Source organism: Pseudomonas sp. CGJS7 (assembly GCF_036961695.1).
In genome coordinates this window covers 39,279-58,467 of the sequence record NZ_JBAMDI010000066.1, presented here as the reverse complement: position 1 = coordinate 58,467, position 19,189 = coordinate 39,279, and the positions used below count along the sequence as shown (strand labels likewise).

The following is a 19,189-nucleotide window of genomic DNA, read 5'->3' as shown; positions in this document are numbered from 1 at the left end:
CCCACCGCCATCGGCGCCGCGCCCGCATTCGCCGGCGCGACCGCGGCGCTCGCCGGTTGCGACGGTTGCGACGGCGATGCCGGCTGCGACCCCGACGCCGGCGGATTCTTGTCTTTACCGAACCAGAACTTCATCGCGACTCTCCCGCGCGCCGAACCCATCCCGCTCGCCCACTACCCGAACGCTTGGCCGCGCGCCTCATGTCTTGTCGCCTACCGCCATGATCAACTGCACCGCCTTGGACACCACCGCGCTGGAGATCTGATTGAGCACCTGCTGGCTGTGCACCGCGTTCTGCAATGCCAATCCGGTGGAATGGCTGGACACCTGATACAGCGAAGCGATGGCTTGCGCGGGCGCTTCGGCGACCACCTTGACGTTGGTCTGGGTGACGGCGTCGGTGATCTGCGAGTTGACGGGGGTATCGGCCATGAGCCTGTCCTTGGGTTGATTTGGTTACGGGTCTATTCGGGTGGAACGCGGTCCGGCCGGCCTTGTGAAACGCGCCGACGCCGGAATCAACGACGCGGCCGCGCGCGAACGGCCACGCGCGGCCGCCGGATCAGTCGCGGCTCATCGCCAGCTTCAGGCGATTGCGCAACAGCTCGACTCGCTTGCGCGCCAGCGGTTGATTGATGTGCAGTTTCTCGGCGATCACCGGATACGGCAGGTCGTCGATGAAGCGATAGGCGAACAACCGGCGCTGCTCGCGGCTCATCCGCGCCACCGCGGCCACCACCCGGTCGAGCTGCTGATCCAGCTCCAGTTTCTGCAAGGCCGACAGCCCGTCGTGGGCGAATCCGCCGGCCTCGCTGTCGACTTCGCGATTGCGGTCGAACACTTCGCGGTCGCGGCCGCGCCGGCGCACGCTGTCCAAAAACACGTGCCGCAGCACCACGAACAAAAATCCGCACGGGTCGGTCACCGTCTCCGGCGAGCGGCGCATGAACAGCAACGCCTTGATCGCGGTATTGGCCAGCAATTCCTCGGCGCGATCGCGCTGGCCTTCGGCGAAGCGGCGCGCGCGCGCTTCCAGTTCGGGCAGGCTGATCCGCCAGGCATTGGCGAACATTTCATCTGCGGCCTTGAAATCGGGTCGTTCCGGCCGGGTACGTTCCATCACTCGCCTCTCCTGTTGTCGGCATGTGAGCCGAGTCTGGTGAGGGGGTCGGGCGATGGCTGTTACTTGGGTGACACGCGCGGGACGCTGATGGCGAGGAACTGCGCACGCCGTCGCGATACAACACATCCGACGCGCGATGCGTCGCTTCCACGCGCGCGAACGCATGCCAGGCGGCGTGCGCGCGCCTGCGCGAGTGATCGTTTAAAGCATGTCGGCGCTCACAGTCGCCGGCGGCGCGCGGCCGTGCGCGCGCACGCGCGAGGAGCGCCTAAACCAAGCAGCGGTTCGAAGCCGGGTCGAGTTTCCGATACGGCAAAGCCGCGCGCGCCGCGGCTCAGGCGGCCCGACCGCCGCTAGGCGCGTCCGCGCCGATCAAACGCGCCAGCCCGTCCCATCCCCAGGTCAGCAAGCAGCATGCGCCGGCCAATCCGCCCCAGGTCAGGCTGCCTTGCGGCAGTTGCTGCAACGGCGCCTGCAGGCTCGGCAACCAATTCGCGCTGCCCGACCACGCCATGCCCGCGCCCGCCACCACCAGCGCGACCAGCAGCAGTTGCTGCAGATAACGCTCGACCCGGTCGCTGGCGCCGGCGGCGGCCTCGACCCGGCGCGCGACCTGTTCGGCGAAGCCGTAGGGAATCGGCTCCATCACCGGCGCGCGCAGGGCCCGGGTCAGCAACCGGTACTGGGCCAGCCGCGGATCGGCTTCGCTCATCGGCGCGCCGGCGCGCTCATCGCGTTGCGCGCGTTCTTGCAAGTCCCACTCGCGGGCGATGCGCCGATCGTCGAAATCGGTCGCCTCGGCGCCGGAGCGGATGTCGTCGGATTTGCGGTTCATGCGATTTCTCCCAGCCGTTCTTCCAGACGCTGGCGCAGCCGCGCGCGGGTCCGGAACAGGTGGCTCTTGATGGTGCCCTCGGCCAGGCCGGTCATCTTGGCGATCTCGCCGATGGGCACTTCTTCCAGGTGATACAGGGTCAGCAGCGTCCGCTGCAACGGCGGCAGCGCCTCGATTTCGGCGTGCAGGCCGGCGGCGATTTCTTCGTCGGCGCAGGCCGCTTCCAGGTCGAAGCCGTCGCTGACCAGTTCCAGCGGCGACAGCGCGTCCTCATCGGCCGGGGTTTCCACGATCGGGATGCGCTTGCGCTCCAGATGCCGCTTGGCCACCGAATAGGCCACCTGGCCGATCCAGGACTTCAGCGCGCTCTCGTGGCGGTACTGATGCAGGCACTGGTGCACCCGCAGGAACGCTTCCTGACACAGCTCGCGGGTGTCGTCGGGATGGCGGACCATCCGCTGGATGATGTGCCAGCACAGCCCCTGGTACTCGCGGACCAGGCGCTCGAACGCGCCCGGCGTGCGAGCCAGGACGGCTTCGACCAGGCTGCGATCGTCGTTCATGGGGTAGGACCGGTCATCGGAGAACCAGGATGCGGCCTAGGCGCCATCGGTTGCAGTGCCGAGCCACCGGTCTGGCGATGATACCTGTCACTTGTCCGTCGCCCTTGGTTACCAGCGCCCTCTCTCACCTGGTCCCCCGCCAGTTCCACTGCCTCTCCCGCTTGCCGAGAGAGTGGCCGCCGCCTGCGAGCCACTGGCTCGCGCGTCCGCGAACGCCCAAACGCCAAGCGTTTGGACCCGGGTGGGCTGGGCTGAGGGCCTGGGGCCGAAGCCAGCCCCCCAACCATTCCCCCCGCCTTTCCGACCGCCTGCAACCGCCCGCGACCGCCCCGTATCCATTGCAGCGAGCCCCTAACCCGAAGAGACTGCCGCCATGCCCGAGATCCTTGTCCCCATCACCCTGTTCGTCTGCATCGTCTTCGCGATCAAGATCGTCGTGGAAGCGCGCTTCCGCAGCAAACTGTTGCAAACCGGCGGCAACGACGAACTGTTGCGCTCGATGGCCCGCGACGAAGACATCCGCCGCCGCCACGGCGCGCTGCGCTGGGGCATCGTCATGGTGCTGCTGGCGATCGGCTTCGGCATCATCGAAGCCGCCGGCTGGCGCAACGCCAACGCCGGCACCATCGCCGTGCTGCTGGCCGCGGTCGGCCTGGGCAATCTGGCGTACTACGTGATCTCGCGCAAACTCGACTGAGCACCGGCGCGGCTCCGCCGGCCGCGTCGCGCCGATTGCGCGACCGGCTGCGCAGCTGCGACTTCGGGCGGTAGGCAGCCGGCGCGGACGCAGCGATCATCGCTGCGTCCCCGACCGGAGATCCGCATGCGCCCGCTCGCCCCGCTGCTCGCCTGCCTGTTGTTGCTCACCCACGCCGCGCTGGCGCCAGCCGCGGCCAAACAACCCGGCCCCGCCAAGACCGCGCCGGACCGGCGCATCGCGATGACCGTCGACGACTTGCCCTGGGTGCAGTTGCCGCAGGTCGAAACCGTATCGATCCTCGCCGACCACCATCGTTTGATGGCGGCGATCCGCAAGGCTGGCGTGCCCGCGATCGGCTTCGTCAACGAAGGCAAGCTGGAAGCCGACGGCCAAGTGCAACCCGAGCGCCTGGCGATGCTGCGCGACTGGCTCGACGCCGGCGCGACCCTGGGCAACCACAGCTTCAGCCACGCCGATCTGCACGCGGTCGGCCTGCCGGCGTACCGCGACGACATCCTGCGCGGCGAACGCCAGCTGCGCCCGTTGCTGAGCAGCCGCGGCCAGACCCCGCACTGGTTCCGCCATCCGTATCTGCGCGCCGGCCGCAGCGCCCAGGACAAGACCGATCTGGCGCAATTCCTGTCCGCGCACGGCTACCGCATCGCGCCGGTGACGGTCGACAACTCCGACTGGATCTGGGCCGGCGCCTACCTGCGCGCGGCCGCCGCGCCGGACGCGGACAAACTCAGAAAGAAGCTGCGCCGCGACTACGTCCAGTACATGGGCCGCAAGCTCGACTACTACGAACAACAGTCCATCGCCCTGCTCGGCTACAACCTGCCGCAGGTCTGGCTGATCCACGCCAACGCGCTCAACGCGGCCTGCTACGGCGACCTGATCGCGATGGCGCGCAAGCGCGGCTACCGATTCATCGGCCTGGACGAAGCCATGCGCGATCCGGCCTACGAGCGCGCCGACGCTTACACCGGCCCGGCCGGGCCGAGCTGGCTGCACCGTTGGGCGATCGGCGAGAAGAAACCGGCGAGCTTCTTCGCCAATGAGCCGGAAGTGCCCGAGTGGGTGATGAATCTGGCTCAGCTCGATTCGGAGTGAGGTTGCAACCGCACACATCGCGATTGCGGCGATCCGTAGCGTCGAAATTCCCCTACCGTCATTCCGGCGAAAGCCGGAACCCATTTTGATCTTGCTTTTGCTCCAAGCCCCACACCGCAATAACAGCAACGTCAAAATGGGTTCCGGCTTTCGCCGGAATGACGGTAGGGAGGGTGGGGAATTTCGGTGCGGTCGACCACAAAGGCACGACCACGCTACAACTGCTACAACCGATCCAACGCCGTACGCAAAATCGGAATCGTAGTGACATCATCCACCCCCTTCATCGCCGCCACCCGCTCGCGCAGATCGGCCAGCTCGCTGGGCGAGCGCGTCTCCACCAGCACCATCAGATCGGTTTCCCCCGCCACGCTGTGCACCAGCCGCACCTGCGGCCATTGCGCCAGCGGCGGCACGATGTCGTCGCAGCTGAAGCCTTCGGCGTAACGCAACAACAGCCACGCGCACAGCGGATCGGCGCCGCTGCCCAGACGCACCGTGTATTGCGCGATCACCCCGGCCGATTCCAACCGCTGCAAACGCTCCTGCACGGTACTGCGCGAGAGCCCCACCGCCTTGGCCAGGGCGACCGTAGACAGACGGGCGTTGTCCTGCAACAGAGCGATCAGCTTGCGGTCGACTTCGTCCAGCGTCTTCATCGTGGCGGTATCAGGGGCGGCGCGCCGGCCGGAGCCGTCATTCTGCCGGGTTGAGACCGGCATAGGCGAATCCGCAGGATGGGGCGCGGCCGTATCGCGGCCGTCGATCCAATCACGGACCCCTGCCCCATGAAACTTTCGCCCAACACCGCCCTGATCCCCATCGACGTGCAACGCGGCTTCGACTATCCGCCGTGGGGCCGCCGCGACAATCCTTCAATGGAACGCAACGGCCAACGATTGCTGGCGGCCTGGCGCCAACGCGGTCTGCCGCTGATCCACGTGCGCCACGATTCGGTGCACACCGGATCGCCGCTGCATCCATCGCATCCGGGCAATGCGCTTCGCGAAGGCTTCGAACCCTTGCCGAGCGAAGCGGTAATCGGGAAGTCGGTCAACGCCGCGTTCATCGGCACCGACCTGGATCTGCGCTTGCGTCGGCTCGGCGTGGACTGCGTGATCCTGTTCGGCATCAGCACCGACATGTGCGTATCGACCACCGCGCGAGTGGCGAGCAATCTAGGCTACCGCACGGTGGTGGTCGGCGATGCATGTTGCTGTTTCGATCTGACCGACGCCGACGGCGCGATCATCCCCGCCGAAACCATCGCCCGCGCACATCTGGCGACCTTGCGCGCGGAGTTCGCCGAAGTGATCGACACCGACATATTGCTGGCAGCGATCTAAGCGACATCGTCTCTCTCCCTCTCCCGCTTGCCACCCAAGGTGACTTCCTTCGGGGCGCGGGAGAGGGTCGGAGTGAGGGCAAACGCCCCCGCAGTCAGCATCGCAATCGACACTCCTCGCCGCACTCCTACCCACAACAAAACCTTTCGCGACACGACGAACGGTCTTGCATCCGTAATTTCGCCCGCGTAGAGTTCGCGCCCATCGTCCTTGCGACGCAATCCAACCGACCGCCTTCCCATGCATTTCGACATTCACATCGCCAAGCAGAACGCACCGCGGCCTTCGTGCCCCGGCGGGTTCGACTGCGCGTTGTCGATGCGCGGTCGCAGCGACCAGCAAATCACGCCGGACTGATCTCCTTCGCCAAGGGAGATCGGTCGCCCCGATCTTCCGAGGAACGCTGACGCCCTCGGTCAAACACCGGGGGCGTTTTCGTTTCAGCGTCCGCAAAGGAACACTGCAAAACCCCTTAAAAACAATACGATCGCGCGGCCCCGAAGCATCCGAGAGGAAGGGGTTCGACCGTGGAGGCGCTTACAGCGCCGTGCTTGGGTGCTTCGGCACGAGCGGTGCGCGGGATCGACAAACATGGGCGCTTGCGCCCGAACGCATTGCCGTCCGGCAACGGACGGCAATAAGCAGAACCTCATAAACGCATGTCCGCGGTACGGGCTCAAGTCCCGTCCGGTGCGCGCGGCTTTGCCGTGGCGTATGCCGAATGCGTGGTTGGGTTTTGCTCCAGGAAGGTAGCTCAGAGGTCAGAGCGGCGACTTAGTGCGCAGGTCATCGGTTCGAGTCCGATTCTTTCACACTGGATATAGCTCAGCGGTAGAGCACAGCACGGTTAATGCTGCATACGCGGGTTCGAATCCCGCTATCCCACCCACTGCCTGAAACGCAGTCGTAAAGGAACGAAAGTTCCAACCCAGGAAACGCCCCGCGCGGCGTTTCGGCAAACGTCGCCGGCACGGGACGCGCGGCCGAACGCAGCAACGGCGGCACCGCCGGACCCGCGCCCAGCAGGCGCAAGGACGGCGCGGCGCGGACATCGGCGACAAGGATCGTCGCGGTGTCCGGCGGCATCGATCCCGCGCTCACCGCGCGCGGGTTCCGCGATGCCGGCGTCGGGGCGTTTCCGCCCTATTCCCGTTCGCCGCTCAACGCGGCGAGCCCGCCACAACGTTGTGCGAAAACGCACGACGCGAGTCCCGCTGCGCCTATCGCGCCGCACCCACAGCGCCTTGCGACAACCGATTCGGTCGCAACGGCCATCGCCACGGATCGGACCACCGGAACGCCAAGGAGAAAATCATGTTCTGGATGAAGAAAGTCGTGGTCGGCGATGCCGAGCGCGTGCTGGTTTACCGCAACCGCCGGATCGAGCGCGTGCTCGGCCCGGGCGTGCACCGACTCAACGAGTTCAAGCGCGATCTGCAGCTGGTCGAGCATTCCATCGCCAACAGCCAGTACGCCGGTACCGACGGTGAAGCATTGATCGTCGGCCTGGGCGACAAGCTCGGCGAACACTTCGTGCTGGCCGACATCGGCAACGACGAAGTCGGCCTGATGCTGCGCAACGGCCGTATCGCCGATGTGCTCGCGCCGGGCAGCCGACGCTTGTACTGGAAGGGCCTGGCCACCATCGAAATCCGCGCCATCGCCTTGAGCGACGGCCTGGAGTTGGAGCGCGAAGTCGTCAACGGTCTGCGTCAGCTGGGCAACCTCGCGCGCGTCGCCGTCGCCGGCAACGTCCCGACCGAATCCGCCGGCCTATTGTTCGTCGACGGCAAGTTCGCGCGTCGTCTGGAGCCGGGTGCGTACGCGTTCTGGAACCTGCGCAACAACGTCGCGGTGGAAACCGTGGAGCTGCGCGTGCAGTCGATGGAAGTCTCCGGCCAGGAACTGCTGACCCGCGACAAGGTGTCGTTGCGCGTCAATCTGGCCGCGAGCCTGCGCGTGACCGATCCGGTCGCCGCGCGCACCCAGGTGGCCAAGTACTCCGATCACGTCTACCGCGAGTTGCAGTACGGACTGCGCAAGGCGATCTCGTCCAAGACCCTGGATGAGTTGCTCGGCGACAAGGCTTCGCTGGACGCGGACATCTTCGCCGCCGTGCGCGGCCCGATCGGCGCGGTCGGCGTGGAAGTGCTCGGCGTCGGCGTCAAGGACGTGATCCTGCCGGGCGAGATGAAGGACATCCTCAACGGCGTGGTGCAGGCGGAGAAGTCCGCGCAGGCCAACGTGATCCGTCGCCGCGAAGAGGCGAACGCGACCCGCAGCCTGCTCAACACCGCCAAGCTGATCGAGGAAAGCCCGGTGTTGATGCGCCTGAAGGAACTCGAGGCGCTGGAAAAGATCACCGAGAAGATCGACAAGTTGACCGTGTTCGGCGGTCTGGAGGGAGTCATGAAGCAATTGGTCAGCCTGAAGAGCGACGGCTGAACGCTGGACCGGACGGCATCGCTGCCGTCCGGATTCCGATAGCGCGCAAGCCGCCGGCAAAACGCGAACGCCGCCCCGAGGGGCGGCCATCTCACCGTGCGCGGCCGTGGGCCGCGGCGCGGGGATATCTATCGGATCCCAATCTGTATGCGTAACGACATGTACAAGGTGATCGTCGAACGGCCGCGCCGAGGAGGTTTTCATTCCTCGCGGCCTCCGCGCGATCGGCAAGACGACCGGCAACGCGAGAGCCTGAAGTTCCGTCATCGTCACGACCCCAAATGGCTCAACGAAAACCTGCGCCCGCTGCAACGCTATCTGGAACGTCAGGTCGGCCGGCGCTGGGATTTCGTCTACTCCGAACTGTGCGCGCGCGTGGACCGGCGCAACACCGTTCAACAACACATCCACCAACATATCGACAATTTCGTCGCCATCCGGCTGTTCGAGATCGATGGAGAACTTCATGTAATGCAGAGCTGGGGCGGTTTGAAGCCGCTCAACGAAGTCTGGCAACGGCTGTATGTAGACCCGCGCAACGGTTGCCTGATGCGCAACGACGCCGGGATCGCGCTGCGCCTGCGACGCCGCCGCGCGCATTGCCTGGCGGTGCAGGAACGGCAGGCGGGATGGCAGGACGAAGTGCGCAAGTTGGATGAGCGCACCCAGCTGCGGCGCATCGACGGCCTCTGGTACGAGATCGAACTCGCGCCGGTGCCGCCGCGCGAGCCCGTGCGCAAGCCCGGGCAACGCAGGCGCAGCCTGGAAAAACAGGACGTCTTCGATGCGGTCAGCCACAAGAAGATCGGCAACTGCGGCGGCGAACGCTGCCGGCAGTACGGCGCCTGTTCGCTGTACGCCCGCAGCAAGCGACAACTGAGCCGCGCCGAACTGCTGCAACACGGACTTCGCAACGGCACCGAACCCGATTCGTACGCCGCGAGCTTGCTCGCCGCGCCTCGGGCTCGCAACGCCTTCAAGTACCGCGGGCCGATACGAACCGGCCTGCTTCATAAGGAACATTGACATGAGTACCTCAAGCTACGAACTGCTCCACGCCGAAGAAGGCGCGGTGCCGGTCAAAGGCTGGGTCCGCGGCGTGCCGATCGACGAAGGCGCGCGGCGGCAGCTGCGCAACATCGCCGCCCTGCCCCACGTCGGGCCCTGGGTCGCGGTGATGCCGGACGTGCACTTGGGCAAAGGCGCCACCGTCGGCTCGGTCGTGCCGACCCGCGGCGCGATCATCCCGGCCGCGGTCGGCGTCGACTTGGGCTGCGGCATGGCCGCGGTGCGCACCACGCTGCGGGCGAAGGATCTGCCCGACAGCCTGGCCAAGTTGCGCTCGGCGATCGAGCACTGCGTCCCGGTCGGCAACGGCCGCGGCGGCGAACACCGGCGCCTGCCCGACAGCCATGCCACGCGGCTGGCCAAATCGGGCCTGGCGACGCGGCTGGACGCGATCCACGCCAAGCACCGCAAGCTGCGCACCGACAAGCTGGACAAGCAAATCGGCACGCTCGGCGGCGGCAACCACTTCATCGAGATTTGTCTGGATGAGGCCGGCGCGGTTTGGGCGATGCTGCACTCCGGCTCGCGCGGCACCGGCAACCTGATCGGCAGTTACTTCATCGAACTGGCTCGGCTGAAACTGGAACGGCGCGTGCTCGGCTTCCACCTGCCGGACAAGGACCTGGCCTTTCTGTTGGAAGGCGAGCCTTTGTTCGACGACTACATCGAAGCGGTCGGCTGGGCGCAGGACTACGCCCGCCACAACCGCGAAGCGATGATGGATCGGGTGCTGCATGCCATGCGCATCCAGTTGCCGAAGTTCCAGCTGGAAAAGACCGCGGTCAACTGCCACCACAACTACGTGCAGCGCGAGGACCACTTCGGCGAATCGTTGTGGGTCACCCGCAAGGGCGCGGTCAGCGCCCGCGAGGGCGAGCTCGGCATCATCCCCGGCAGCATGGGCGCGCGCAGCTACATCGTGCGCGGCAAGGGCAACGCCGACAGCTTCCACAGCTGCAGCCACGGCGCCGGCCGGGTGATGAGCCGCACCGAAGCGCGGCAGAAGATCACGCTGAAGGACCACCGTGCGGCCACGGCCCACGTGGAATGCCGTAAGGACGCGGCGGTCATCGACGAATCGCCGGCGGCGTACAAGCCGATCGAAGCGGTGATGGCGGCACAGGCCGATCTGGTTGAGGTGGTCCACACCTTGCGCCAGGTGGTCTGCATCAAGGGTTGAGCGCAAGGATGCGCTTTAGACGCCGCCCCACGTGGGCGGCGTTCTTTTTTCCATCGCCGGCAACGGTGACCGCAGTCACGCGCATTCAGACAGCGAGGGGTGCGGGGTTCAGTTCGCGTCGCGCTTCGGCGCCGGTAACGAACAAGCGCGCGAAAACCCGAATGCGCGTTTGCGACGCAGCTCGCGTTTTAGGCGTGAGCCAGGAGACTTCGGTAACCCTAACGGAAGATAAAAGCGATATCTTGCCAATGCAAAAGGAATGCCAACGGACCTGCCTATGCCGCCTCGTAACTTCGACTGGCTTTCCTCCTCGCCCAACCACGATCCGGACGCTGCGGCCACGGTGTCGCACCGCACCCGCGAGTTGGCGATCACTTACGGCATCGGCGCGCGGCTGCATCATGGCGAGCGCCATTGGGACGATATCCGCGAAGAACTCGCGCGCGGCTGGGAACGCTTGCGCGGCGCCGAACGGGTGCCGTGGTCGGCGATCGAGAACGATGTCGAAGGCGCGTGGCGCTTGGTGTTGGCCGACTAACCCTCGCCAACCAACCATGCCCTCCCACACCCGTCATTCCGGCGAAAGCCGGAACCCTTTTTGCTCTTGGCGCTCACCCACTCGGGCAGAGCCCCCCATGAAATACCCCGCCGGCGCCTCCCTGTGCCGGCCGAGCAGACGCAACCGCCTGCTGATCCGCCGCGCGGGCGAACCGGGTCGAGAAATCCGTCGTTCGTTGAATACGCTCAGGCCCGCGCCGGCACCGGCCGGCGCCACCGCCATTTCAGGTTGACGCCCAAAGTGCCCAGCACGATCAGCGCCACGCCCAGACTCTGCACCGGCGCCAGCGTGCGGCCGTAGACCAGATAGTCCAGCAGCAGCGCGATCACCGGATAGATGAAGGCCAGTACCGCGATGGTCGCCACCTGCAGCCGCGGATAAGACGAATAGAACAGCACGTAACACACGCCGCTGTGGATCAGACCCAGGCCGGCGAGCCAGAACCAGTGCGAACCGGGCGCCCACACCGCCGCGTAATCGGCGAACGGCGCGAGCATGACGATGCCGACCAGGCATTGGATCAACACCACCGCGAACGGGCGTTCGCGGCTGATGCGCCGCGACAGCAGCAACGAAGCGCCGCACAGGATCGCCGCGACGAAGGTCAGCCCCACGCCGATGAGATATCCGGTGCCGGCGCTGGTCCACAGCTTGAACGGATCGGCCGAACACAACACACCGACGAAGGCGATCGCGGTCCAGCCGATGTCGGCCGCGCGGGTGCGCTCGCCGTAGAACATCGCGGCCATGCCCAGGATCACGAACGGGAAGAAGTGGTAGACCATCGTCGCCACGCCGATCGACGAACGCGCCATGCCGGCGAACAGCGCGACCCAGTTCAACACCAGCAGCACGCCGCTGAAGATCGCCGAGCGGATCAAGGCGCGCTCGCCGAGCAAGCCCTGGAACAAGCCGCGCGCCGAGCCCCAGACCAGCAGGAACGCGCTGCCGAAGATGCAGCGGAACAGCACCGCGGTAATCGCGTTCTGGCCGCTCTCGTGGACGAATACGCCGACCGAGCCGATCAGCAGTTCGGCGATCAGCAGTTGGATCAGCGCGGTGCGCGATTCGGCGGGGGTGGCGACGGGGCTCATGGCGGTGGGGCTCGCGTGGGGCGAGGCGGAGTGGGGGAAGCCCAGGTTAGGGGTGGGCGGCGGACCGATACAGATTCAGTTAGGATGGATTTCGACCGGTACAGTTGAGTAGCTTTGCTCCCTCTCCCGCTTGCGGGAGAGGGCTGGGGTGAGGGGATGAGCGCCGCAGGCGCGAATGCTCTTCCAGCCCCCGTGCCCTCACCCCAACCCCTCTCCCGCAAGCGGGAGAGGGGCTTTAGAACGCAGTGGCTCCAGGTACACGCCATGTCCCAAGACCTGCTTTACGAACGCCTCGCCGACCGCATGCGCCGGCAAATCCAACGCGGCGTCCTGCGCGCCGGCGAGCGCCTGCCCTCGCTGCGCCGGCTCGGCCGCGACCAGCGCATCAGCCTGGCCACCGCGGTGGAGGCGTATCAGCAACTCGAACGCGAAGGCCTGATCGAAGCACGGCCGCGCTCGGGCTATTACGTCCGCGCCGCCGCTGGCGCCGCGCCGAGAAGCAGCCGCGCCCGGCATCTGTCGCGCGCGCCGATGCCGGTGCGCAATCCCGCCCTGCTCGGCGTGCTCGACGTACAATCGCGACGCGACCTGATCCCGATGCACGCCGCCACCCCCGACGCATCGATGCTGCCCAGCGCGGCGCTGGCGACTGCGGTCGCGCGGGCGATGCGCCGCGATCCGTACACCGCGCTCAGCTACACCGTGCCGCAAGGCCTGCCGCAACTGCGCGAACGCATCGCTCAGCGCTACGCGCAGTGCGGGGTGGAGATCGATCCCGACGAAGTCATCGTCACCGCCGGCGCGATGGAAGCCATCAGCCTGACCTTGCGCACGATCACCCGCCCCGGCGACATCGTGATCCTGGAATCGCCGACCTATCACGGCCTGCTGCAGGCGGTGTCCGCGCACGGTCTACGTGTGCTGGAAATCCCCAACCGCCCCGGCCACGGCATCGACCCGACCCAATTGCGCGAGTTGCTGGAACGCCACGCCGTCCGCGCCGCGCTGCTGGTGCCCAACTTCAACAATCCGCTCGGCAGCTTGACCAGCGAAGCCAACAAACGCGAAATCGTCGCCGCCTGCGCCGCGCACGGCACGGTGGTGATCGAGGACGATCTGTACGGCGAACTGGCTTATTCCGGCGAACGCCCGTCGCCGCTGCGCCGCTTCGACGACGGCGAACACGTGATCACCTGCGGCTCGTATTCGAAGATGCTGGCGCCGGGACTGCGCGTGGGCTGGATGCTCGGCGGCCGTCGCCGCTCGGAGCTGTTGCGGACCAAGAGCTTCTCCACCGTCGCCACCGCGACCTTGCCGCAGATGGCGCTGATCGAATTCTTCGCCCGCCACGACATGGAACGCGGCCTGCGCCGCTTGCGCCGGACCCTGGCCGGCAACGCCCAGGTGTATCGGCAGGCGGTGCTGGACCATTGGCCCGACGGCACCTGCGTGGCCGAGCCCGCGGGCGGGATGACGTTATGGATCGAATTGCCGCCGAAGATCGAAGGGCAGGCCTTGTTCGAAGCGGCGTTGGCGCGCGGCATCGGCATTCTGCCGGGGCATTTGTTCTCCAATCGCGGCGATTACACCCACCATGTGCGATTGAGTTGCGGGCAGCCTTGGGAGCGCAAGACCGAGACGGCGATGAAGACGTTGGGCGATTTGGCTAAGCAATTGGCCCGCTGATTGCGAGCGCGACACCCAGGTCGCACCGCATCCCTCAACACCGTCATTCCGGCGAAAGCCGGAATCCATTTTGATCTTGCTGTTGCTCAGCACTTCAGCCGGCGATAAGAGCAAAGTCAAAATGGATTCCGGCTTTCGCCGGAATGACGGTAATGAAGCTTCGTCGCGGCCGGTGGCAGGCGGCGGGTGGCAAGCAAAACTACGCTCAGCTTTCGGCCTTGAGCAAACTCGGCAAAAACTGATCCAACGCCGACTTCACCTGCTCCACGCTCAAATCCGGCTGCGAAATCGCGCGCATCGCCAGGCCTTCGATCAAGCACTGCAGAATCAACACCCGCGTATCGACCTGCTCGCTGGGAATGCCCAAGCCGCCGTCGCTGCCGCTGCGCGCGAACCACGCCGCCAGATCCGAGCGGAACACCCGGTCCGAGGCATGCGTGGCCGCGGCGATCTCTTCATCGCGCGTGGCCTCGGCGGTGAGTTCCAGAAACAACGCCGCGCTGGTGATGTTGGGATCGTTGGCCTGCCACTGCTGAAACACTTCAGCAATGCCCGCGACCAGATCGCTGGCCGCGTGCAGTTTGGCCACATCGGCCCTGGCCTCTTCGAGCTGACGCTCGATGATGGCCAGGATGATGTCGTTCTTACCCTTGAAATAGCGGTAGATCAGGCCCGCGCTCATGCCCGCCGTGTCGGCGATGTTGGCCATGCTGGCGGCGTGGAAGCCGTGCACAACGAAGCATTTCTGCGCCGCCACGAGGATCCGCTCGCGCTGCGCTTGCGCGCGCGCGGCGGCCTTGGCGGTGGGCTTGCCCGGAGTGCTCATTGGCTGCGCTCGTTCCAGCCACCTCCGAGCACTTTGTAGAGCGTGACCCGATTGGCCTGTTCGGACAGACGCACGGTCACCAAGCCCTGCTGCGCGCCGTACAGCGTGCGCTGAGCGTCGAGCTGGTTGAGGTAGCTGTCGCGGCCAGCCTTGTAACGCGCGGTGGAGAGCTGGTCGGCGCGGCCGGCCGCTTCCACCAGCGCTTCCTGCGCCTGACGCTGTTCCGACAGGGTCTTGGTCAGCGCCAACGCATCGGCGACATCGCGGAAGCCCGACTGAATCGCCTTTTCGTACTGGGCCAATGCGATCTGCTGATCGGCCTTGGCCGAAGCCAGATTCGCGCGCAGCTTGCCGCCCTGGAAGATCGGCAGATTGATCACCGGGCTGACCGACCAGCTGCGGGTGTTCGCATCGAACAGACCCGACAACTCGTTGCTGGCGCTGCCGAAGAAACCGGTCAGATTGATCGACGGGAAGAACGCCGCGCGCGCCGCGCCGATATTGGCGTTCTGCGCGCGCAGCATGTGCTCGGCCTGCAGCACGTCCGGGCGACGCAGCAGCACTTCCGACGGCAACTGCGCCGGCAACGCGGACAGGCCGGTCACGCCGTCGGTCAGCTTCTGCGGCAGCAACGCCGGATCGACGGTTTCGCCGACCAGCAGGTTCAACGCGTTGATGTCCTGCGCCACCTGCCCGGCATAACGCGCCGCATCGGCGCGCGACTGCTCGACCTGGGTCCGCGCCTGGCTCAGTTCGAGCCCGGACACCGCGCCCAGCTCACGCCGCTTCTCGGTCAGGTCGTAAGCGGCCTGCTGATTCTTCAAGGTCGCTTCCGACACCGACAGCAGCTCGCGGTCCGCGGCCAAGGTCAGGTAGGCGTTGGCGACTTCGGAAATCAAGCTCAGCTGGGCGGCGCGGCGCGCTTCTTCTTCGGCGAAGTAACGCTGCAACGCCGACTGGCTCAGGCTGCGCACGCGGCCGAACAAATCGATCTCGAAGCTGGTGATGGACGCACCGGCCGTATAGGCGTCGGTGACGCCCTCGCCCGAGTTGGTGCCGCTGCGACGCAGCTGCCCGCCGACGCCCACCGCGGGCATCAGGTCGGCGCGCTGGACGCGGTACTGCGCGCGCGCCTTCTCGACGTTGAGCACGGCCACGCGCAGATCGCGGTTGTTCTCCAGCGCGCGGCCGATCAGGTCTTCCAGGTTCTGGTCGGCGAAGAAATCGCGCCAACCGATGTCGGCCACCGCGACGGACGAATCCGTCGCGGTGGCGGCCGAGGCCGCCGGGTCCGAGGTCAGCGGTTGCGCGCCGACGAAGGACTGGGTGGTCGGCGGCAACGGCCATTCGCCGGGGATCGCCGCGTTCTGTTCGGGCAACTTCGGCGCCAGGGTCAGGCAACCGGTGGTCGCCACCGCGATCGCCAGGGCCAGGGCGTGGATCGAAAACTTACTCATGGCTCTGCGCTCCTTGGGCGCTGTGCTCAGCGGGCGCGTGTTTCTTTCTGACGAACAACTTCTCCACCACCACGAAGAACAGCGGGACGAAGAAGATGCCCAGGAACGTACCCACCACCATGCCGCCGAGCACGCCGGTACCGATCGCGCGCTGCGCGCCGGAACCCGCGCCGGACGCCAAGGCCAGCGGCAACACGCCCAGACCGAACGCCAGCGAAGTCATGATGATCGGGCGCAGACGGTCGCGTACCGCGGCCAGCGTGCCTTCGATCAGGTTCATGCCCTTCTCGAGATTTTCCTTGGCGAACTCGACGATCAGAATCGCGTTCTTACTCGACAAGCCCACTGTGGTCAGCATCGCCACCTGGAAGTACACGTCGCGCTCCATGCCGCGCAGCCACGTCGCCAGCACAGTACCCAGGATGCCCATCGGCGCGATCAACAGCACCGAGGTCGGGATCGCCCAGCTTTCGTACATCGCGGCCAAGCACAGGAACACGATCAACAGCGACAGCGTGTACAACAGCGGCGTTTGCGCGCCGGCCTGACGTTCCTGATACGACAGGCCCGTCCATTCCAGGCCGATGCCCGGCGGCAACTGCTTGACCAGCTTCTCGACCTCGGCCATCGCCTCGCCCGAGCTCACGCCCGGCTTGGCTTCGCCGTTGATTTCCAGGGCCGAGACGCCGTTGTAACGCTCAAGACGCGGCGAACCGAATTCCCAACGGGTGGTGGCGAAGGCCGAGAACGGCACCATCGCGCCCTTGTCGTTGCGCACGTACCAGCGGTTGAAGTCGGTCGGCGCCATGCGGAACGGCGCATCGGCCTGGATGTAGACGCGCTTGACCCGGCCGCGATCGACGAAGTCGTCGATGTACTGACCGCCCCAAGCCGCCTGCAGGGTCGAGTTGATGTCGGCGATGTTCAGGCCCAATGCCGCGGCCTTCTGATTGTCGACGTCGACGCGGAACTGCGGCGTGTCTTCCATGCCGTTCGGACGCACGTTCTGCAACAGCTTGCTTTGCGCGGCCATGCCGAGGAACTGATTGCGCGCGGCGACCAGCGCATCGTGACCGAGCGCGCCGTTGTCCTTCATGTAGAACACGAAGCCGTTGGAGTTGCCCAGTTCGAACACCGCCGGCGGCGCCAGCGCGAACACGAACGCGTCCTTGATCTGCATGAAGCTGCCCATCGCCCGGCCGACCACGCCGTTGACGCTGTTGTCGGGCATCGGGGTCTTGCCGAAGCTGGTCAACCAGCGCCAGCGATCGCCCCAGGTGGTGGCGCGCTCTTCCCACGGCTTGAGCTGCGAGAACGCCATACCCGCGTTCTGGCCGTTACCGGCGAAGCTGAAGCCCTGCACGGTGAACAGCGAATCCACCGCCGGATCGGACAGGAACTGCTCTTCGACCTTCTTGAGCACTTCGCCGGTACGTTCCTGAGTCGCGCCGACCGGAGCCTGCACGATGGTGAACAAGAAGCCCTGATCTTCCTGCGGCAAGAACGAAGACGGCAGGCGCAAGAACAGCACCGCCATCAACGCCGCCATCGCCGCGAACACGATCATGAAGCGGCCGGTGCGGGTGACGATGCCGCGGACGATGCCCTGGTACTTGCTGTTGCCGCGGTCGAACTTGTCGTTGAACCAGCCGAAGAAGCCCTTGTCGGACGCGTGATGGCCCTTCTCGATCTGCTTGAGCATGGTCGCGCACAGCGCCGGCGTCAGCACGATCGCCACCAGCACCGACAGCGCCATCGCCGAAACGATGGTGACCGAGAACTGGCGATAGATCACGCCGGTCGCGCCGCCCAGGAACGCCATCGGCACGAACACCGCCGACAGCACCAGGCCGATGCCCACCAGCGCGCCGGTGATCTGATCCATCGACTTGCGCGTGGCTTCCTTGGGCGAGAGACCTTCCTCGCTCATCACGCGCTCGACGTTTTCGACCACGACGATGGCGTCGTCGACCAACAGGCCGATCGCCAGCACCACCGCGAACATGGTCAGCATGTTCACCGAATAACCGAACAGCGCCAGCAAGCCGAACGTGCCCAGCAACACCACCGGCACCGCGATCGTCGGGATCAAGGTGGCGCGGAAGTTCTGCAGGAACAGGTACATCACCAGGAACACCAGCACGATCGCTTCGAGCAGGGTCTTGATCACTTCCTCGATCGCCACCCGCACGAACGGGGTGGTGTCGAACGGCGTCACCGCCTTCAGGCCCTTCGGGAACGAAGGCTTGAGCTGCTCCAGTTCGGCCTGGATCGCCTGCGCGGTGGCCAGCGCGTTGGCGCCGGTCGCCAGCGAAATCGCGATACCGGTCGCCGGCTTGCCGTTGAAGCGGGCGATGGTGCTGTAGTCCTCTTGGCCCAGTTCGACCCGGGCGACGTCGGACAACTTCAGCACCGCGCCGCTGCTGTTGGCGCGCACGACGATGTTCTTGAACTGATCGGCGGTCTGCAGACGGTCCTGCGCGGTGATGGTGGCGTTGAGCTGCTGCCCCTTCACCGACGGGGTACCGCCGAGCTGACCGACCGCGACCTGGGCGTTCTGCGCGCGCAGCGCGTTGATCACGTCGGTCGGGGTGAGCTTGTAGGTGTTGAGCTTGTCCGGGTCGAGCCAAATGCGCATCGCGTACTTGGTGCCGAACAACTGGGTGCTGCCGACGCCGTTGACGCGCGCCAGCGGATCGACCAGGTTGGCGGCCACGTAGTCGGCGATGTCCGCGCCGTTCATGCTGCCGTCTTCGGACACGAAGCCGATCACCAGCAAGAACGCCGAGTTCGCCTTCGACACGCTCACGCCCTGCTGCTGCACGATCTGCGGCAACAACGGCGTCGCCAGTTGCAGCTTGTTCTGCACCTGCACCTGGGCGATGTCCGGATCGGTGCCGCTTTCGAACGTCAGGGTGACGCCGGCCTGACCGTCGGACGAACTGGTCGCCGACATGTACATCAGGCCATCGATGCCCTTCATGTTCTGCTCGATGATCTGGGTCACCGAGTTTTCCACGGCCTTAGCCGAAGCGCCGGGGTAGGACGCGTTCACCGATACGGTCGGCGGCGCGATGGTTGGATATTGCGAGATCGGCAGTTGGGTGATCGCGATCGCGCCGCCCAACATGATGATGATCGCCAGCACCCACGCAAAGATGGGGCGATCGATAAAGAACCGTGCCATGAATGTC

Annotated in this window: 17 protein-coding genes and 2 tRNA genes; 10 read left to right on the top strand and 9 right to left on the bottom strand. The window is 66.0% G+C overall.

Annotated elements, in window-relative coordinates; genetic code table 11:
* Window positions 1-198: 198 nt before the first annotated feature.
* The 4 genes from V7787_RS31195 to V7787_RS31180 all read right to left on the bottom strand — a co-directional run bounded on the left by V7787_RS31195 (window position 199) and on the right by V7787_RS31180 (window position 2,521).
* Window positions 199-432 (bottom strand): RebB family R body protein, encoded by a 234-nt coding sequence (locus V7787_RS31195; RefSeq protein ID WP_336091280.1) that lies wholly within the window; start codon window positions 430-432, stop codon window positions 199-201.
* 130 nt (window positions 433-562) lie between these two features.
* A complete protein-coding gene (locus V7787_RS31190) occupies window positions 563-1,120 on the bottom strand; it encodes an RNA polymerase sigma factor (RefSeq protein WP_336091278.1) in 558 nt (185 codons plus the stop codon).
* A 337-nt stretch (window positions 1,121-1,457) separates the two neighbouring features.
* Window positions 1,458-1,958: a hypothetical protein gene (locus V7787_RS31185; protein ID WP_336091277.1), complete on the bottom strand. Its 501-nt coding sequence runs from the start codon at window positions 1,956-1,958 to the stop codon at window positions 1,458-1,460.
* Window positions 1,955-2,521, bottom strand: a complete 567-nt coding sequence (locus V7787_RS31180) for an RNA polymerase sigma factor (protein WP_336091275.1) — start codon at window positions 2,519-2,521, stop codon at window positions 1,955-1,957. The genes V7787_RS31185 and V7787_RS31180 overlap by 4 nt, the downstream gene beginning before the upstream one ends.
* Window positions 2,522-2,894: 373 nt before the next feature.
* Here V7787_RS31180 and V7787_RS31175 point away from each other — a divergent pair, with 373 nt between their 5' ends.
* Both V7787_RS31175 and V7787_RS31170 read left to right on the top strand, forming a co-directional pair.
* Window positions 2,895-3,218 carry a DUF6249 domain-containing protein gene (locus V7787_RS31175; protein WP_336091273.1) on the top strand — a complete coding sequence of 108 codons (324 nt, stop codon included), beginning with the start codon at window positions 2,895-2,897 and terminating at the stop codon, window positions 3,216-3,218.
* A gap of 126 nt (window positions 3,219-3,344) precedes the next feature.
* Window positions 3,345-4,334 (top strand): polysaccharide deacetylase family protein, encoded by a 990-nt coding sequence (locus V7787_RS31170; RefSeq protein WP_336091271.1) that lies wholly within the window; start codon window positions 3,345-3,347, stop codon window positions 4,332-4,334.
* 224 nt (window positions 4,335-4,558) lie between these two features.
* Here V7787_RS31170 and V7787_RS31165 read toward each other — a convergent pair whose 3' ends face one another.
* Window positions 4,559-5,056: an Lrp/AsnC family transcriptional regulator gene (locus V7787_RS31165; protein ID WP_336091270.1), complete on the bottom strand. Its 498-nt coding sequence runs from the start codon at window positions 5,054-5,056 to the stop codon at window positions 4,559-4,561.
* Between the two features lie 66 nt (window positions 5,057-5,122).
* Between V7787_RS31165 and V7787_RS31160 the strand changes: the two genes are divergently transcribed.
* The 7 genes from V7787_RS31160 to V7787_RS31130 all read left to right on the top strand — a co-directional run bounded on the left by V7787_RS31160 (window position 5,123) and on the right by V7787_RS31130 (window position 10,911).
* Complete coding sequence (locus tag V7787_RS31160; protein WP_336091269.1) at window positions 5,123-5,680, top strand: cysteine hydrolase family protein; 558 nt, start codon at window positions 5,123-5,125, stop codon at window positions 5,678-5,680.
* A 743-nt stretch (window positions 5,681-6,423) separates the two neighbouring features.
* Window positions 6,424-6,493: transfer RNA gene (locus tag V7787_RS31155), tRNA-Thr, on the top strand.
* Between the two features lies 1 nt (window position 6,494).
* Window positions 6,495-6,569: transfer RNA gene (locus tag V7787_RS31150), tRNA-Asn, on the top strand.
* 425 nt (window positions 6,570-6,994) lie between these two features.
* The gene (locus V7787_RS31145; protein ID WP_336091267.1) at window positions 6,995-8,125 is read left to right on the top strand and encodes a slipin family protein; all 1,131 of its coding nucleotides are present in this window, start codon (window positions 6,995-6,997) and stop codon (window positions 8,123-8,125) included.
* Window positions 8,126-8,272: 147 nt separating this feature from the next.
* Entirely contained in the window at window positions 8,273-9,151 is an 879-nt protein-coding gene (locus V7787_RS31140; RefSeq protein WP_336091265.1) for a hypothetical protein, read from the top strand.
* 1 nt (window position 9,152) lies between these two features.
* Entirely contained in the window at window positions 9,153-10,373 is a 1,221-nt protein-coding gene (locus tag V7787_RS31135; protein WP_336091264.1) for an RtcB family protein, read from the top strand.
* A 277-nt stretch (window positions 10,374-10,650) separates the two neighbouring features.
* Window positions 10,651-10,911, top strand: coding sequence for a hypothetical protein (locus V7787_RS31130; protein ID WP_336091262.1), 261 nt, complete (start codon window positions 10,651-10,653; stop codon window positions 10,909-10,911).
* Between the two features lie 206 nt (window positions 10,912-11,117).
* Here the strand turns inward: V7787_RS31130 and V7787_RS31125 are convergent, their stop codons facing one another.
* Window positions 11,118-12,026: a DMT family transporter gene (locus tag V7787_RS31125; RefSeq protein ID WP_336091261.1), complete on the bottom strand. Its 909-nt coding sequence runs from the start codon at window positions 12,024-12,026 to the stop codon at window positions 11,118-11,120.
* Between the two features lie 264 nt (window positions 12,027-12,290).
* Between V7787_RS31125 and V7787_RS31120 the strand changes: the two genes are divergently transcribed.
* Complete coding sequence (locus V7787_RS31120; RefSeq protein WP_336091260.1) at window positions 12,291-13,712, top strand: aminotransferase-like domain-containing protein; 1,422 nt, start codon at window positions 12,291-12,293, stop codon at window positions 13,710-13,712.
* Window positions 13,713-13,917: 205 nt separating this feature from the next.
* On the opposite strand, the gene V7787_RS31115 is transcribed toward V7787_RS31120, so the two are convergent.
* From V7787_RS31115 to V7787_RS31105, 3 genes are read right to left on the bottom strand one after another with little or no spacing between them, the layout of a single operon-like run.
* Window positions 13,918-14,538, bottom strand: coding sequence for a TetR/AcrR family transcriptional regulator (locus V7787_RS31115; RefSeq protein WP_336091259.1), 621 nt, complete (start codon window positions 14,536-14,538; stop codon window positions 13,918-13,920).
* Window positions 14,535-15,995 (bottom strand): efflux transporter outer membrane subunit, encoded by a 1,461-nt coding sequence (locus tag V7787_RS31110; RefSeq protein ID WP_336091258.1) that lies wholly within the window; start codon window positions 15,993-15,995, stop codon window positions 14,535-14,537. Before V7787_RS31110 ends, V7787_RS31115 begins: the two co-directional genes overlap by 4 nt.
* Window positions 15,988-19,182 (bottom strand): efflux RND transporter permease subunit, encoded by a 3,195-nt coding sequence (locus V7787_RS31105; protein ID WP_336091257.1) that lies wholly within the window; start codon window positions 19,180-19,182, stop codon window positions 15,988-15,990. The genes V7787_RS31110 and V7787_RS31105 overlap by 8 nt, the downstream gene beginning before the upstream one ends.
* Window positions 19,183-19,189 lie beyond the last annotated feature (7 nt).

Bases quoted from the DNA above. Each gene is read 5' to 3' on its own strand.
- V7787_RS31195 (WP_336091280.1), bottom strand. From the start codon at position 432: ATGGCCGATACCCCCGTCAACTCGCAGATCACCGACGCCGTCACCCAG.
- V7787_RS31190 (WP_336091278.1), bottom strand. From the start codon at position 1,120: ATGGAACGTACCCGGCCGGAACGACCCGATTTCAAGGCCGCAGATGAA.
- V7787_RS31185 (WP_336091277.1), bottom strand. From the start codon at position 1,958: ATGAACCGCAAATCCGACGACATCCGCTCCGGCGCCGAGGCGACCGAT.
- V7787_RS31180 (WP_336091275.1), bottom strand. From the start codon at position 2,521: ATGAACGACGATCGCAGCCTGGTCGAAGCCGTCCTGGCTCGCACGCCG.
- V7787_RS31175 (WP_336091273.1), top strand. From the start codon at position 2,895: ATGCCCGAGATCCTTGTCCCCATCACCCTGTTCGTCTGCATCGTCTTC.
- V7787_RS31170 (WP_336091271.1), top strand. From the start codon at position 3,345: ATGCGCCCGCTCGCCCCGCTGCTCGCCTGCCTGTTGTTGCTCACCCAC.
- V7787_RS31165 (WP_336091270.1), bottom strand. From the start codon at position 5,056: ATGCCGGTCTCAACCCGGCAGAATGACGGCTCCGGCCGGCGCGCCGCC.
- V7787_RS31160 (WP_336091269.1), top strand. From the start codon at position 5,123: ATGAAACTTTCGCCCAACACCGCCCTGATCCCCATCGACGTGCAACGC.
- V7787_RS31145 (WP_336091267.1), top strand. From the start codon at position 6,995: ATGTTCTGGATGAAGAAAGTCGTGGTCGGCGATGCCGAGCGCGTGCTG.
- V7787_RS31140 (WP_336091265.1), top strand. From the start codon at position 8,273: ATGCGTAACGACATGTACAAGGTGATCGTCGAACGGCCGCGCCGAGGA.
- V7787_RS31135 (WP_336091264.1), top strand. From the start codon at position 9,153: ATGAGTACCTCAAGCTACGAACTGCTCCACGCCGAAGAAGGCGCGGTG.
- V7787_RS31130 (WP_336091262.1), top strand. From the start codon at position 10,651: ATGCCGCCTCGTAACTTCGACTGGCTTTCCTCCTCGCCCAACCACGAT.
- V7787_RS31125 (WP_336091261.1), bottom strand. From the start codon at position 12,026: ATGAGCCCCGTCGCCACCCCCGCCGAATCGCGCACCGCGCTGATCCAA.
- V7787_RS31120 (WP_336091260.1), top strand. From the start codon at position 12,291: ATGTCCCAAGACCTGCTTTACGAACGCCTCGCCGACCGCATGCGCCGG.
- V7787_RS31115 (WP_336091259.1), bottom strand. From the start codon at position 14,538: ATGAGCACTCCGGGCAAGCCCACCGCCAAGGCCGCCGCGCGCGCGCAA.
- V7787_RS31110 (WP_336091258.1), bottom strand. From the start codon at position 15,995: ATGAGTAAGTTTTCGATCCACGCCCTGGCCCTGGCGATCGCGGTGGCG.
- V7787_RS31105 (WP_336091257.1), bottom strand. From the start codon at position 19,182: ATGGCACGGTTCTTTATCGATCGCCCCATCTTTGCGTGGGTGCTGGCG.